General features: G+C 68.5%; 11 protein-coding genes. 8 read left to right on the top strand and 3 right to left on the bottom strand.

What is annotated here, in order from left to right; genetic code table 11:
- Positions 1 to 94: 94 nt before the first annotated feature.
- A complete protein-coding gene (locus PO78_RS06640; protein ID WP_012585046.1) occupies positions 95 to 1,213 on the bottom strand; it encodes an SGNH/GDSL hydrolase family protein in 1,119 nt (372 codons plus the stop codon).
- 177 nt (positions 1,214 to 1,390) lie between these two features.
- Between PO78_RS06640 and pyk the strand changes: the two genes are divergently transcribed.
- The 3 genes from pyk to PO78_RS06655 all read left to right on the top strand — a co-directional run bounded on the left by pyk (position 1,391) and on the right by PO78_RS06655 (position 5,452).
- Positions 1,391 to 2,845: a pyruvate kinase gene (pyk, locus tag PO78_RS06645; protein ID WP_004299849.1), complete on the top strand. Its 1,455-nt coding sequence runs from the start codon at positions 1,391 to 1,393 to the stop codon at positions 2,843 to 2,845.
- A 107-nt stretch (positions 2,846 to 2,952) separates the two neighbouring features.
- Entirely contained in the window at positions 2,953 to 4,017 is a 1,065-nt protein-coding gene (gene fba, locus PO78_RS06650; RefSeq protein ID WP_004299846.1) for a class II fructose-bisphosphate aldolase, read from the top strand.
- A gap of 133 nt (positions 4,018 to 4,150) precedes the next feature.
- A complete protein-coding gene (locus PO78_RS06655) occupies positions 4,151 to 5,452 on the top strand; it encodes a DUF3422 family protein (protein WP_012585045.1) in 1,302 nt (433 codons plus the stop codon).
- 25 nt (positions 5,453 to 5,477) lie between these two features.
- On the opposite strand, the gene PO78_RS06660 is transcribed toward PO78_RS06655, so the two are convergent.
- Complete coding sequence (locus tag PO78_RS06660; protein WP_012585044.1) at positions 5,478 to 6,584, bottom strand: Acg family FMN-binding oxidoreductase; 1,107 nt, start codon at positions 6,582 to 6,584, stop codon at positions 5,478 to 5,480.
- A 185-nt stretch (positions 6,585 to 6,769) separates the two neighbouring features.
- On the opposite strand from PO78_RS06660, the gene PO78_RS06665 reads away from it, so the two are divergent.
- Positions 6,770 to 7,432 (top strand): dioxygenase family protein, encoded by a 663-nt coding sequence (locus tag PO78_RS06665; protein ID WP_004299840.1) that lies wholly within the window; start codon positions 6,770 to 6,772, stop codon positions 7,430 to 7,432.
- A gap of 115 nt (positions 7,433 to 7,547) precedes the next feature.
- Here PO78_RS06665 and PO78_RS06670 read toward each other — a convergent pair whose 3' ends face one another.
- Positions 7,548 to 8,093 carry a hypothetical protein gene (locus PO78_RS06670; RefSeq protein WP_004299838.1) on the bottom strand — a complete coding sequence of 182 codons (546 nt, stop codon included), beginning with the start codon at positions 8,091 to 8,093 and terminating at the stop codon, positions 7,548 to 7,550.
- A gap of 755 nt (positions 8,094 to 8,848) precedes the next feature.
- Here PO78_RS06670 and PO78_RS06675 point away from each other — a divergent pair.
- From PO78_RS06675 to PO78_RS06690, 4 genes are all read left to right on the top strand, one after another.
- Complete coding sequence (locus tag PO78_RS06675; RefSeq protein ID WP_004301215.1) at positions 8,849 to 10,171, top strand: IS1182 family transposase; 1,323 nt, start codon at positions 8,849 to 8,851, stop codon at positions 10,169 to 10,171.
- A gap of 365 nt (positions 10,172 to 10,536) precedes the next feature.
- A complete protein-coding gene (locus PO78_RS06680; RefSeq protein WP_043742839.1) occupies positions 10,537 to 11,472 on the top strand; it encodes a phosphoribosylaminoimidazolesuccinocarboxamide synthase in 936 nt (311 codons plus the stop codon).
- A gap of 301 nt (positions 11,473 to 11,773) precedes the next feature.
- Positions 11,774 to 12,547 (top strand): DUF2189 domain-containing protein, encoded by a 774-nt coding sequence (locus PO78_RS06685; RefSeq protein WP_043742840.1) that lies wholly within the window; start codon positions 11,774 to 11,776, stop codon positions 12,545 to 12,547.
- A 110-nt stretch (positions 12,548 to 12,657) separates the two neighbouring features.
- The gene (locus PO78_RS06690; protein ID WP_052484376.1) at positions 12,658 to 14,778 is read left to right on the top strand and encodes a M3 family metallopeptidase; all 2,121 of its coding nucleotides are present in this window, start codon (positions 12,658 to 12,660) and stop codon (positions 14,776 to 14,778) included.
- Positions 14,779 to 14,873 lie beyond the last annotated feature (95 nt).

Here is a 14,873-nt window from a genome sequence, read left to right on the forward strand (position 1 = left end):
ATTCAGTGGATTAAGTCACGCCCCCCGTTGCCGCAATGCAACAGCCCGAAAGGCGAAGCGCGCCGCCGCGCACGAAGCTGCGCGCTCCCGACGCCTACAGCGGCCTGGTCAGCCGCAGGCGACGAATAACGCCGAGGAACAACGCGCCCACCACGAGCAGCGCCGGCAGCGGGGGCTCGGGCACGAAGGCGGTGCGCACCTCGCGGTACATCTCGTCCGCGAGGATCACATGGGCGGCCGCCGACGGATGCACCACGTCCCAGAACAGATGCTCGTCCGGATTCGAGCAGATCGTCGGTGCGGGCGCACCGGGCGTCGGCGCGATGTACAGCCCCTGCAGGCAGGCCGTGTCGATGTCGGTGAAGCCGTTCGCCGCGGGATCGCGGACGACCTCGTCGAGCAGCCCGAACGCATCGAAGCGCAGCACCTCGAGTGCGGGGATGCCGGCGAAGGACTGCAAGGCCTGGTCGATCGCCTGGTTGAACGCGATGCTGTACTGGCGGGCGATTCCCTGGGCCTGCGCACCGAAGGCGGCCACCACCGGCAGCGCGCCGATGTCCGGCACCGTGGGCACGAGGAGCTGGCGCGCGCCCAGGCCGACCAGCCCGCCGATCACGCCGGCCACATCGCCGACCGCCTCGGCCAGCCGCGCACCGGCCGCGGCGGGGCCGCTCAGCTGGGCGAGCCGGAGCACGTCCTGCAGGTCGTTCGCACCGGCCCAGACCAGATACAGCGCCGACGCGTCCGCAGCGCCACCGGCGAGCCCGTCGCGGTAGCCCTGGAACTGTCCGGTCAGGCTGAAGGACGCGAAGTTGGCGGGCCACACGAGCGGCGGCAGGCCGTCGGGGCCGACATCGAAGGAGTGGTAGCGCGAGCGCGCCCCGCCTACCGCATGGTTCGTGCCGCCCGGCAGCGCCGCAGGAGCGAGCTCCCCGGGAAGGCCGAGCCTGTCCCAAAGGCGCTCCGCGTATACCGGGCCATTGGTGAAGGTTCCCTGCTCATAGGGGGGCGACACCGGGATCGGCAAGCCGAAGGTCACCGGATTCGACGGATTCGAAGTCCAGGCATACAGGTTGCCGTTGTCCGAAAGGCTGTCGCCGAACACGTACAGGCTGGACGGCACGGCCGCCGCGCTTGCGGACAGCATGCACAACACGACGCTCGACACCGCCATCGCGGCTGTGCGACGGCTCGGTTTGCCGGGTAGGGCCATGACGCTCCTCCAGTGGGTGGCGAGGCTGGCTCCGGTACCCGGGCGCCATCCGCGAACAGACTTCATCCAATATATGCCATGCAGGCCGATCCGCAAGCCTCGCATACGGTGCGCGCGAAGTCGCCGTCGCGGCCGCGCTGCTAGAATGCGGGCACGCCACCGACCGGAGCAGCCCGGATGTCCCGCCACACCAAGATCGTCGCCACCCTCGGCCCCGCCTCGTCCGACCTCCTCACCCTCGAGCGCATGGTGCACGCCGGCCTCGACGTGGTGCGGATGAACTTCTCCCATGGCAAGCCCGAGGACCACGTCGCCCGCGCCGAGACCATCCGCGACGCCTCCGCACGCGCCGGCCGCCCGATCGGCATCCTCGCCGACCTGCAGGGCCCCAAGATCCGCGTCGGCAAGTTCGAGGAAGGCCGCGTGACGCTGACCCGCGACGCGCCCTTCATCCTCGACGCCCGCTGCGAGCTCGGCAACGTCCAGCGCGTCGGCCTCGACTACAAGGACCTGCCCAAGGACGTGAAGCCGGGCGACGTGCTGCTGCTCGACGACGGCCGCCTCAAGCTCACCGTGCAGCGCGTGCTCGGCCACGAGATCCACACCACGGTGAAGGTGGGCGGCGAGCTGTCCAACAACAAGGGCATCAACCGCCAGGGCGGCGGGCTCACCGCGCCCGCGCTCACCGCCAAGGACATGGACGACATCCGCACCGCCGCGCTCATCGGCGTGGACTTCGTCGCGGTGTCCTTCCCCAAGAGCGCGGCCGACATGTACATGGCGCGCCAGCTCATGCGCGCCGCCGGCTGTTCGGCGCTGCTGATCGCCAAGATCGAGCGCACCGAGGCGGTGGCCAACCTCGACGAGATCCTCGACGCCTCCGACGGCATCATGGTGGCGCGCGGCGACCTCGCGGTGGAGGTGGGCGACGCCGCGGTGCCGGCGCTGCAGAAGAAGATGATCCGCGCCGCGCGCGACCGCAACAAGCTCACCATCACCGCCACGCAGATGATGGAATCCATGATCACCAGCCCGGTGCCCACCCGCGCCGAGGTCTCCGACGTGGCCAACGCGGTGCTCGACGGCACCGACGCGGTGATGCTGTCGGCCGAGACCGCCGCCGGCAAGTACCCGGTGGAGGTGGTCGAGGCCATGAGCCGGGTCTGCCTGGAGGCGGAGAAGTCCTACGACACCGGGCTCGACCGCGAGATGCTCGACCGCGTGTTCACCCGCATCGACCAGTCGATCGCGATGGCGGCAATCTGGACCGCCTACCATCTCAAGGTCAAGGCGATCGCCTCGCTCACCCAGACCGGCTCGACCGCGCTGTGGATGAGCCGCCTGATCGCCGGCGTGCCGATCTACGCGCTCACCCCCGAGGTCTCGGCGCGCAACCAGATGACGCTCTACCGCGAGGTCCATCCGCTGCTGATGAGCCAGACCCACCAGGACCGCGACGTGCTGCTGTGGGAGGCGGAGCAGGTCCTGCTCGAGCAGGGCGTGGTCGATTACGGCGACCTCATCGTGCTCACCATCGGCGAGCCGATCGGCAGCGCGGGTGGCACCAACACGCTCAAGATCGTGCGCGTGGGCGAACACCACCGCCCCGGCACGCTCGACGACCCCGTCTGAATACCCGTCCGCGACGGGAGACACGGTCAGCGTCCCCGCGCACACGCTAAAATAGAACTTTCGATCGTCCGGCCGCCCCGCCCGGCGGCCTTTTCCGGAGAGATTCCATGCCCCTCGTTTCCATGCGCCAGCTGCTCGACCACGCCGCCGAACACAGCTATGGCCTGCCCGCCTTCAACGTGAACAACCTCGAACAGGTGCAGGCGATCATGGAAGCGGCCGCCGAGTGCGACGCCCCGGTGATCATGCAGGCCTCGGCCGGCGCGCGCAAATACGCGGGCGAAGCCTTCCTGCGCCACCTCATCGATGCCGCGATCGAGGCCTATCCGCACATCCCGGTCGTCATGCACCAGGATCACGGCCAGTCGCCGGCGATCTGCATGGGTGCGATCCGCTCGGGCTTCTCGAGCGTGATGATGGACGGGTCGCTGCTGGAAGACGGCAAGACCCCCTCCTCCTACGAATACAACGTCGCCGTCACCCGCGAGGTGGTCAAGTTCTCGCATGCGATCGGCGTCAGCGTCGAGGCCGAGCTTGGCTGCCTCGGCTCGCTCGAGACCGGCCAGGCCGGCGAGGAAGACGGCGTAGGCGCCGAGGGCACGCTCGACCACAGCCAGATGCTCACCGACCCCGACCAGGCCGCCGACTTCGTCAAGCAGACCGACTGCGACGCGCTCGCCATCGCCATCGGCACCAGCCACGGCGCCTACAAGTTCACCCGCAAGCCCACCGGCGACATCCTCGCCATCGAGCGCGTCAAGGCCATCCATGCCCGCATCCCCAACACCCATCTGGTGATGCACGGCTCCTCCTCGGTGCCGCAGGAGCTCCTCGAGATCATCCGCCAGTACGGCGGCGACATGAAGGAGACCTACGGCGTACCGGTCGAGGAGATCGTCCAGGGCATCAAGTACGGCGTGCGCAAGATCAACATCGACACCGACATCCGCCTCGCCATGACCGGGGCGATCCGCAAGTTCATGTTCGAGAACCCGTCGAAGTTCGACCCGCGCGAGTACAACAAGCCCGCGCGCGAGGCCGCCAAGCTGGTCTGCAAGGCGCGCTACGAAGCCTTCGGCTGCGCCGGCATGGCCTCGAAGATCAAGCCCGTCGCGCTCGACAAGATCGCGGCGCGTTACAAGGCCGGCGAGCTGAGCCAGATCGTGCGCTGAACCAGCGCGGAGCACATGCTTGAAGCGACGACCGCGCCAGCTGGCGCGGTCGTCGCTTCAAGCGGCCGTGGATCCATTGTCTTCGATCGCGTCGCCCTCATCCAACCCGCCGCCGACTGCTCTGCGAGCCACCATGTCCTCCCTCTTCGAACAGCACCCCCTGCGCCAGACGCTCAGCGACGAGGTGCACGCGCGCCCGCCGGTGCCGCTGGACACCCCGGAATTCGTCACCTACCTCGCCTTCCTGCACCACGAAGGCAGCGCCGGGCGCGAGGCGGACCACCTCGCGGCGCTGGCCGGGCAGCTCGGCCAGCCCGCGCCGGACATCGACTCGGGCCACGTGCTGCTCGAGGCCGAGGGTTTCCGGCTGAAGTGGGAGCGCCACAACGAGTTCTCCAGCTACTGCTTCTTCCGCCGCATCGAGCCCGACGACAGCCCCGACGACTACGCCCTGCTGCACGTGCCCGCGGCCTGGCGCAAGGCCATCCCCGGCCTGCTGATCGCCGCCACCCACATCGAGCTGCGCGACGTCGGCGAGGTGCCGCTGGAGACGGTGCTGCACCAGCAGTCGCGCCACGGCCAGGCGCTGGTCGCCTCCGGCGTCTCGGACGGCGCCGGCTGGGTGCTCACCGACTTCCACCTGCACGACGGCTTCTCGCACTTCCTGCTGCTCGACAAGGGCTTCACCCCGCGCCAGGCCGGCCGCATCGCCCAGCGCCTGGTCGAGATCGAGACCTACCGCGTCATGGCGCTGCTCGCCTTCCCGGTGGCCAAGGACACCGGCCGCCTGGTCTCGCGCGCCGAGGACGAGCTCGCCGACCTCATGGACGGCATGGGCCGGTCGCGCAGCGCCGAGGACGACCGCGCGGTGCTCGCCCGCCTGTCCCGCCTGGCCGCCGAGGTCGAGCGCTCGGTGGCGCGCACCACCTTCCGCTTCGGCGCCGCCGCGGCCTACTACCGCCTGGTGCGCCAGCGCATCGACGACCTGCGCGAACAGCGCCTGCCCGGCTTCTCGCCGATCGGCGAGTTCATGGACCGCCGCCTCGTCCCCGCGATCGACACCTGCACCTCGATCGCGCGCCGCCAGGACGACCTCTCCGGCCGCATCGCGCGCAACTCGCAGCTGCTGCGCACCCGCGTCGACATCGAGATCGAGCGCCAGAACCAGGAGCTGCTCGCGCAGATGAACCGCCGCGCCAAGATCCAGCTCCACCTTCAGGAGACCGTTGAAGGGCTGTCGGTGGTGGCGATCACCTACTACGCCTCGCAGCTGGTGAACTACGTCGCCAAGGGCGCAAAGCACCTGATCGAGCCGCTGACGCCGGAGGTGCTCACCGCGGTGTCGATCCCGGTCATCGCCGGCATCGTCTTCATGGGGCTGCGGCGGATGCGCAAGCTGCTGGGCACGGAAGAGGACGGCCAGGCCCACCCTTGAGGTGGCCGGCGGCGGGCGCCGCCCCTCACAGCAGCACGGCGTCGAGCGGACGGCGCAGGGATCGGGGCATCGCCGGCCCCCTGCCGAAACGGATCACCAGATCCGGCCGGCCGTTCGTGATGCCCAGGTCGGCGGCAAAGGCGGGGCGCAGCGTGGCGAGCTCGACCGGCTGGTTGAGATGCGCGGTGCGGACGCCGATCGCGGTCGCCTGCAGCGCGAAGCGCTGGAAGCAACGCCCCGCCTCGATCCAGTGCGCGCGATCGTCGCGCTCCGAGACGAACACCGCGATCCCCGCGGCGCTGCGGACCTGCCGCGCGTACTTGTCGTTCTCGGCCGCCGCGGTGAAGAAGGCATCGAACAGCAGGCCGCCAAGCCAGGCCGGGGCGGAGGGGTTTCCGGACGCCCCTGCGAACAGGCCGTCGCCGGTGCGCGCCGCATCGCTGCCGTTGAAGCGGATCCACGCCTTCAGCTCGCGCACGAACGCCGGGTCCCGCATCTGCGCCGTGTTCCCCGCGACGACGAACTCCAGGACGCGTTCCAACGCCTGCGCCCCGGTGAGCAGGCGCACGCTCACGCCCCTGCCCGAGCCGGCCGCCTCGAGCCGCCGCAGCTCCTCGTTCGAAAGCGGCCGCGAGTCGAACTCGCCGCGGGTCGATTGACGCTGCGGAATGGCCTCGAACAGGGCGGTTCGTCGGCTCGGCGCGGGCGCCAGCGCGCAGTTCAGGACCTCGGCGGCCTCCCCGTCGAAGGCGGCCTCGCAGTGGAAACCCATCGCCGGCGCCGCCTGCACGAGGTTCTCGGCAGCGCAGCCCAGGCTGACGAAGAGGTGGTGATCGTCGGGATCCACCACCGGGCAGCGCCGCGAGTAGTCGGGGAGAATGGAAACCGACCGCTCCGCCAGCGCGAACTTCCAACACTGCGTGTTGTGGCTGGACGGCGCGAGGGTGGCGTAGCGCACGAGCTCGCGCAGTGCCGCACGCGTGTCCCGCTGCGCCGGCTCGCCATGGCGCCAGGTCGCACCCGCTGCTGCCTCGTAGACCGCCACGCTCTGCCGATGGGAAAGGACGCCGGTCCCGCCCGCCACCCCCAGCCCGGCCAGCGCCGCGGCGGCGATGAATCGTCTTCGCTCCATGCCCCGCCTCCGTCCGACCACCCAATCTCCAAGGCAGTCTGGACGCGCCTGCGGGCACGCGCGAGACCGCCTGCGCCGCCTGCGCCCCCACCGCCCGCCAAGCCCGACGCGCGCGTCCGGGCACGCGCGGAACCGCGCCCCACCGCGACGGTCTTCACGGCATGTCCACAGCCGGAGCCGCAAGCATGTCGCACCATTCCGGACTCCGCCGCCGCCTCGTCCTCGGCGGCAGCGCCACCCTGCTCTCCGCGCCGCTCGCCGCGGCGCAGCGCGTGCTGACGCCGAGCCAGATGCCCGGCCCCTTCTACCCGGTCACCCCGCCGCTGCACAAGGACAACGACCTCACCCGGGTCGAAGGCCGCAGCGGTCGTGCCGCCGGGCAGATCGCCGACCTGTCGGGCCGCGTGCTCGACCTCGACGGCCGCCCGCTGGCCGGCCTGCGCGTGGAGATCTGGCAATGCGACGCCAACGGCCGCTACCGCCACCCGCGCGATCGCGCCGAAGTGGAGGAGGACCCGGACTTCCAGGGCTTCGGCCACACCGTCACCGACGCCGACGGGCGCTACCGCTTCCGCACCATCCGCCCGGTGCCCTATCCCGGCCGCACGCCGCACATCCACGCCGCGGTGTTCCAGGAAGGCGGGCGTCCCTTCGTCACCCAGATCTATGTCGCCGGCGAACCGCTCAACCAGCGCGACGGCCTCTTCATGCGCGTGCCCGAGGCGCTGCGCCCGCTGCTGCTGGCGGACTTCGTCGCGGCGGACGATCCTATCGCCACGCTGGCGGCGGAGTTCGACTTCGTGCTGGCGCCGGCGCTGGCGGGACTGTTCGAGGCGAGCACGGCCTGAGGCTCTCCGGGAGCCCCGCAGGCCGGGCCGTTCGCGGTCTTTCGTCCTCGTGCTACGAGCACACGCGACATTCACCGTGACGACGTCGCGGTCCGGTGCCAAGGTCTCCGCGCGCCTACAGCTTCACGATGGACAGCGGCGTGCCCGACACGAGTTCCACGCCGCCAGCCCTCACCTGCAGCGTCGGCCCGCCGCTGACGACGTACTGCTTGTGCCCGCTCCAGCCCGCATAGCATCCCGCCTTCGAGACGCGCGACCTGTCATGGGTGAAGATTCCCTGCAAACCCGCGATCGCATCTTCGGTCGACATCTCGTCGAGCGGCCGGCCCTTGATCGTGATCGGCCGCTTTGCGCCCAGGGCCTGGGCCACGTCCTCGGTGATGCCATGCGATCCGGCGAGCATTTCGCCATTGATGAGCCAATTGCCGAGCATCACCTGCGGGAAGAGGATGTTCTTGAAGACATCGAAGACCGCCCCGGCCGTCGTGATGTGCTCCTTGTGGTCCAGCGCCACCGTGGCCTGAATGGTGAACCAGACCGCGCCCGTGCTTCTGGAGAAGGTCTGGGCGGGCTCGGTCAAGCCCCAGTACAGCGGACTCAGCATTCCGAGCGAGATCTCCAGCGGCCAGATCGTATCGTTCCTGATGTCGAAACCTGCCATGGCGAAGCTCCCTGTTTCTGGCGTTTGATGATTCCAGCGCTCCTTCTGCATCGACGCCGACTGATGCGGCCGGGAATGCACCCGCAGTTTGGCGGATGGATGGGACCAAGCAAATGTCGGCGCTGGCGGAACGGCATGAGCCGTGACCAATGCGTTCCCAATTGAACCTGGCCGGCTACCAGCTGACACTCTCGGGCTCGCTCCATTCTGGTCTTCGCATCCAGCACATCAACCACCACAACCTTGTTGCTTGCATCAAGAAGCGCCTTGAGTTGAAGTGTCCTTATCACCCGCGCGCCAGGAATGGACGTTGGCGTGGGAGCATGAGGGCGACCACTCCTTGGTGTCGTTGGCGCTTCGACGTTCCAGTCCTTGTCCTCAAAAGAATAGCCCGCTATCGGCTGCGGCAACTCGGGGAATGGCACTTGGCCGAAAACGAGAACCGGGAATAGGCCAGTGAGGAACAAAACGAGTGTTCAAATAATGACCGCCTCCAACCGAAAGGAAAGGCCCAACGTGTTTTAGCCCGCAAATCTGCTGGCTTGCACGGAACCCTGCGGCATGCCCAGTCGCCCCCCCAGGACGCCCACCGCCCCCCGTACTCGTCGGAACGAGTCGCCCGCCCCGCCGCGGTAGGCCTTGCGCTTGCTCGACGAGGTGCGGGAACGCGTTCGGCCCTAGGAGTCTGCGCGGCAGAAGCCAAGCGTCGGTGAGTTAAGTCCTCGCGGGCGTTTCGGGGCCGGTAGACTGTCGAGATGACGAGCTATCTGCCCTATTGCCCGCAGCAGCAGATGCTGCTGCCCCAGGCGCTGCAGGAGTGGCTACCCGAAGGCCACTTGGCGTACTTCATCAGCGACGCGGTCGACGGGTTGGATCTGAGCGCGTTCCACGCCCGGTATGCCGGTGGCGGACCGCGCAACCAGCCGTTTCATCCGGCCATGATGGTCAAGGTGCTGCTGTATGCGTACGCCACGGGCGTGTTCAGTTCGCGCAAGATCGCGCGCAAGCTGCACGAGGATGTGGCGTTCCGGGTCCTGGCGGCAGACAACTTCCCGGCCCACCGCACGCTGAGCGACTTTCGCGCGGTCCATTTGAAGGAGCTGAGCGAGTTGTTCGTGCAGGTGGTGCGACTGGCCCGCGAGATGGGGCTGGTCAAGCTCGGGACGGTGGCCATCGACGGCACCAAGGTCAAGGCAAACGCCAGCCGCCACAAGGCGATGAGTTACGGCCATATGGTGAAGGCGGAGGCCGAGTTGAAACGGCAGATCGAGGCGCTGCTCAATCGGGCCAAGGCCGCCGACGACGCCGAGCGGAACGAGCCCGAGTGGGATGTGCCGGCCGAGATCGCGCGGCGCGAGGCGCGGCTGACGGCGATTGCTGAAGCCCGGGCGCGGCTCGAGCAGCGCCAGCGCGAGGCCGATCAGGCGCGCGGGCGCAGCGACGATGACGAGCGTCGCCCGCGCGGCGGTGACGGCAAACCGAAGGGCGGGCGCTACAAGCGCGACTTTGGAGTGCCCGAGGACAAAGCGCAGGAGAACTTCACCGATCCGGACAGCCGCATCATGAAGCGCGCCGGCGGCGGTTTCGATCCGAGCTACAACGCCCAGACGGCGGTCGACGAGACCGCCCACATCATCGTGGCGGCCGAGCTGACCAACAACGCCAGCGACGCCGGGCAACTGGCGGGGGTACTGCAGGCCGTGCGCGACAACGTCGAACACCGACCGCGCCAGGCGCTGGCCGACACCGGCTACCGCTCGGAGCAAACGTTCCGGGAACTCGACGGGTGCGGGACCGAACTGGTGGTGGCGCTGGGCCGGGAAGGTAAGCGCCGACTCGGCTTCGATCGCGAACGCAATCCGCACACCGCGCAGATGGCCGACAAGCTCGAGAGCGAGGCGGGCAAGAGCGCCTACCGAAAACGGAAATGGATCGCCGAACCGCCCAACGGCTGGATCAAGAACGTGTTGGGATTCCGGCAGTTCAGCCTGCGGGGCCTGGAGCGCGTCAAAGCGGAGTGGAAGCTCGTCTGTATGGCGCTGAACCTGCGCAGGATGAGCACATTGAGGACGGCATGACGGGAAAAGGGGGCAAACCTGTCCCCGTTGCCGTCCGGCATGCGCGCCGCGCCGTCGCAAAGCAACTTGACCACGGCCTCAGTCTCGTGCCGCACCTCGCGGTTCGCCAATCATTCTGCTAGAAAACACGCTCTGGAGTTCTGCCGCGCAGACTCCTAGCATTGCAGCTTGCGAACCCGACAGCAATACGTTTATTGGATACGCGTTCGTGCGCTTCCCCGCGCTACGCCATCCTCGCGAGATGGGCGCCGCTGCGGTCGAAGACGCCGGTCCGTGTCCCACACGGTGCTGTCACGGGAGGAGCTCAGCGCGTTGCCGCGCCCTCCCCTATAATCCCGGCTTTGCCAGCAACCCGAGGCCCCACCGTGGCGACGCCCATTTTCGAGACTTCCATCCAGAGCCTGCCGCTGCTCGGCCGCGGCAAGGTGCGCGACATCTATGCCGTCGATGCCGACAAACTGCTGATCGTGACCAGCGATCGCCTGTCGGCCTTCGACGTGATCCTGCCCGACCCGATTCCCGACAAGGGCCGTGTGCTGGTGGCGCTGGCGAACTTCTGGTTCGACCGGCTCGGCCACATCCTGCCCAACCAGCTCACCGGCATCGACCCCGAAACCGTCGTCGCCGAAAACGAGCGCGAACAGGTGCGCGGGCGCGCGCTGGTGGTCAAGCGCCTGAAGCCGCTGCCGATCGAGGCGGTGGTGCGCGGCTACGTGATCGGCTCGGGCTGGAAGGACTACCAGGCCACCGGCGCGATCTGCGGCATCGCGCTGCCGGCGGGCCTGCAGCAGGCGGCGAAGCTGCCGGCGCCGATCTTCACGCCCTCGTCCAAGGCCGACATGGGCGAGCACGACGAGAACATCTCCTTCGCGCAGGCGCAGGCGCGCTGCGAGGCGCTGATGAAGGACGCGCTGGCCGGCACCGGCAAGACCGGCGCCCAGCTCGCCGACGAGGCGCGCGCCGCGGCGATCGCGCTGTATTCCGAGGCGGCCGAGTTCGCCGCGACCCGCGGCATCCTGATCGCCGACACCAAGTTCGAGTTCGGCATCGACGCCGCCGGCACGCTGCACCTGATCGACGAGGCGCTGACCCCCGACTCCTCGCGCTTCTGGCCGGCGGACGGCTACCGCGAGGGCATCAGCCCGCCCTCCTTCGACAAGCAGTACGTGCGCGACTACCTGGAGACGCTGGACTGGAACAAGGCGCCGCCGGCACCGAAGCTGCCCGCCGAGGTCATCGAGCACACCGCGGCCAAATACCGCGAGGCCTACGAACGCCTGACCGGCCGCAAGCTGGACTGAGCGCCGCGGGCGCACAGGACGTCGACAAGGGGCGCCCCACGGGGTGCCCCTTGTTCCTTTCTGCGTCCATCCGAATCGGCCGCAGGTTTCACGAACCCGAGCCGCCCGCTGCTGGGGACCGCGCCGCGCGCAGCATAGCCACGCCCTATCTGGATAAAGAATAGCTCTCATTCGCGAACTCTTCGCGCCTGTCCTATTCTAAGAACACGACCGCCCGAGGCATCACGCGCACTTTTCCATGCGCGTCGATCCCATCCTCGGACGACACGTCAAACATAACGAAGAACCTGCGGAGACGATCATGGACAAGCCCTACGACTCGCTGGATCAACATTTCAACCTGCCCCAGATCCGCTCCGTCGGCGCGGAGCGGCCGCTGCAGTGGCTGCGCATGGGCTGGAACGACATGCGCGAGAACCTCGCCGCAAGCCTCTCCTACGGCGTGATCCTGGCTGCGATCGGCTACCTGATCCTGTCCTACGCGGCGGACAAGCCCTATCTGTTCATGGCGGCGATCTCGGGATTCATGCTGGTCGGCCCGATCGCGGCTGCGGGTCTGTACGAGATTTCGCGTCACCACGAGAAGGGAGAGAAGGTCTCCTTCGCCGCATCGGTACGGGGGCTCGTCCGCAGTGCCGACGGTCTCGCGATGTTCGGCGCCTTCCTCGCCATCGCACTGATCGCCTGGGAGCGCATCTCGGCCATCCTCTTCGCGCTGTTCTATCGGGGCGAGGTCAGCAACGTGACGAACTTCGTCAGCGGCATCCTGGGGTCGGGCGACAACCTGTACTTCCTCGCCGCCTACGTCGTCGTCGGCGCCGTGCTGGCGATCGTCGTGTTCACGCTCTCCGCGATCGCGATTCCGATGGTGCTGGACCGCGACACCGACACCATCACTGCGGCGATGACCAGCCTGCGCGCGGTGCAGACCAATTTCGACACGATGATGCTGTGGGCCTTGCTGATCGTCGTCCTGGTCGGCATCGGCTTCGCCACCATGATGATCGGCATGGCCGTCCTGCTGCCGCTGGTGGGTCACGCCACCTGGCACGCCTATCGCGACGTGGTCCGCTGAGAACACGCAGTTCAGGCGGCGGCGGGCGTCGTACGCGGCGCCCGCCGTCTTTTTTGCGGCAGAATAGCCGCCTTGCCCGGCGAGGCCGGAACGAACAGACAAGGTCGAAGATGCACGACAGCACGTCCATTTCCACGTCCATTTCCACGTCCACTCCCAACGCCAATCCCCTGCTCGACTTCGCCGGCATGCCGCGCTTCGCCGACATCCGGCCCGAGCACGTCGAGCCCGCGATCCGCGGCCTCATCGACGAGAATCGTGCGCTCATCGAACGCCTCACCGCCGACCCCGCGACCCCGAGCTGGGACGGCTTCGTCGCTCCGATGGAAGAGGCTGGCGAGCGCCTCGGCCGCGCCTGGGGCGTGGTCGGCCACCTGCACAGCGTGTTCGACGTGCCCGAGTGGCGCGAGGCCTACAACGCGATGCTGCCCGAGATCTCGCGCTTCTATGCCGAGGTCGGGCAAGACCTCGCGCTGTTCGAGAAGTACAAGGCCCTGCACGACAGCCCCGAGTTCGTCACCCTGTCTCCGGTGCGCCAGCGCATCCTCGAGCACGCGCTGCGCGACTTCCGCCTCTCCGGCGCCGAGCTGCCCGACGCGCAGAAGCCGCGCTTCCAGGAGATCCAGGAAGAGCAATCCCAGCTCGCCGCCAAGTTCTCCGAGAACCTGCTCGACGCCACCAACGCCCACGCCGAGTGGATCACCGATGAATCCGGCCTATCCGGCATCCCCGACGACGCACGCCAGGCCGCCCGCGCCGCCGCCGAGGCCGAGGGCAAGGAAGGCTGGAAGTTCACCCTGCAGATGCCCTCCTACCTGCCGGTGATGCAGTACGCCGACGATCGCGAGCTGCGCGCGCGCATGTACCGCGCCTACGCCACCCGCGCCTCCGAGCTCGGCAACCCGGAACTCGACAACGGCCCGCTGATCGGCCGCATCCTCGCGCTGCGCGACGAAGAAGCGCGCATGCTCGGCTATCGCAACTTCGCCGAGGTGTCGCTGGTGCCCAAGATGGCCGACACGCCGGAGCAGGTGCTCGGCTTCCTGCGCGACCTCGCCGCCAAGGCCAAGCCCTTCGCCGAGAAGGACCTGGAAGAGCTCAAGGCCTTCGCCAAGGCCGAGCTGGGCCTAGACACCCTCGAACCCTGGGACGTGGCCTACGCCTCCGAGCAATTGCGCGAGAAGCGCTACGCCTACTCCGACCAGGAGGTGAAGCAGTACTTCCCCGAGCCCAAGGTGCTCGACGGCCTGTTCGGCGTGATCCGCGCGCTCTACCGCGTCGACATCCTGCCCGACGAGGCGCCGAGCTGGGACCCGGACGTGCGCTTCTTCCGCATCGAGAAGGAAGGCGCGAACGGTCCGGAACTCGTCGGCCACTTCTACCTCGACCTGCATGCGCGCAGCACCAAGCGCGGCGGCGCGTGGATGGATTCGGCACGCAGCCGCCACCGCAACACCTGGGGCAGCGACACGCCGGTGGCCTACCTGGTGTGCAACTTCCCCGGCCCGGTGGGTGGCAAACCGGCCACCTTCACCCACGACGACGTGCTCACCCTCTTCCACGAGTGTGGCCACGGCCTGCACCACCTGCTCACCCAGGTGGACGAGCTCGCGGTGTCCGGCATTCACGGCGTGGAGTGGGATGCGGTCGAGCTGCCCAGCCAGTTCATGGAGAACTTCTGCTGGGAGTGGGACGTGCTGCAGGGCATGACCGCGCACGTCGATACCGGCGAGCCGCTGCCGCGCGCGCTGTACGACAAGATGATCGCCGCCAAGAACTTCCAGAGCGGCATGCAGACCGTGCGCCAGCTCGAGTTCTCGATGTTCGACCTGCGCCTGCACGGCGAGGTGGAGGCCTCTGCCGGCCCGGTCGCAATCGAGCGCGTGATGGCCCTGCTCGACGAGGTGCGCCGCGAAGTCGCAGTGATGATCCCGCCCGCCTGGCACCGCTTCCCGCACAGCTTCTCGCACATCTTCGCCGGCGGCTACGCGGCGGGCTATTACAGCTACAAGTGGGCCGAGGTACTGTCGGCCGACGCCTTCGCCGCCTTCGAGGAAGCCGGCGCCGGCAAGGGCAGCCTGCTCGACCCCGAGACCGGCGAGCGCTTCTGGCGCGAGATCCTGGCGGTGGGCGGCAGCCGCCCGGCGCTGGAATCCTTCAAGGCCTTCCGCGGCCGCGAGCCCAGGGTCGACGCGCTGCTGCGCCACAGCGGCATGGTGGCGCAGGCATGATGCAAACTGGCTGCTGAACGTGCAAGCGGCGTCGCGATCACAGCGACGCCGCTTGGCTGACTGGCAGCCCGTGCAGGCTGCGGGCCGGCAGGCCC

The sequence above is a fragment of the Thauera sp. SWB20 genome, from assembly GCF_000831325.1.
In the GTDB taxonomy this organism is placed as follows: Bacteria; Pseudomonadota; Gammaproteobacteria; order Burkholderiales; family Rhodocyclaceae; genus Thauera; species Thauera aminoaromatica.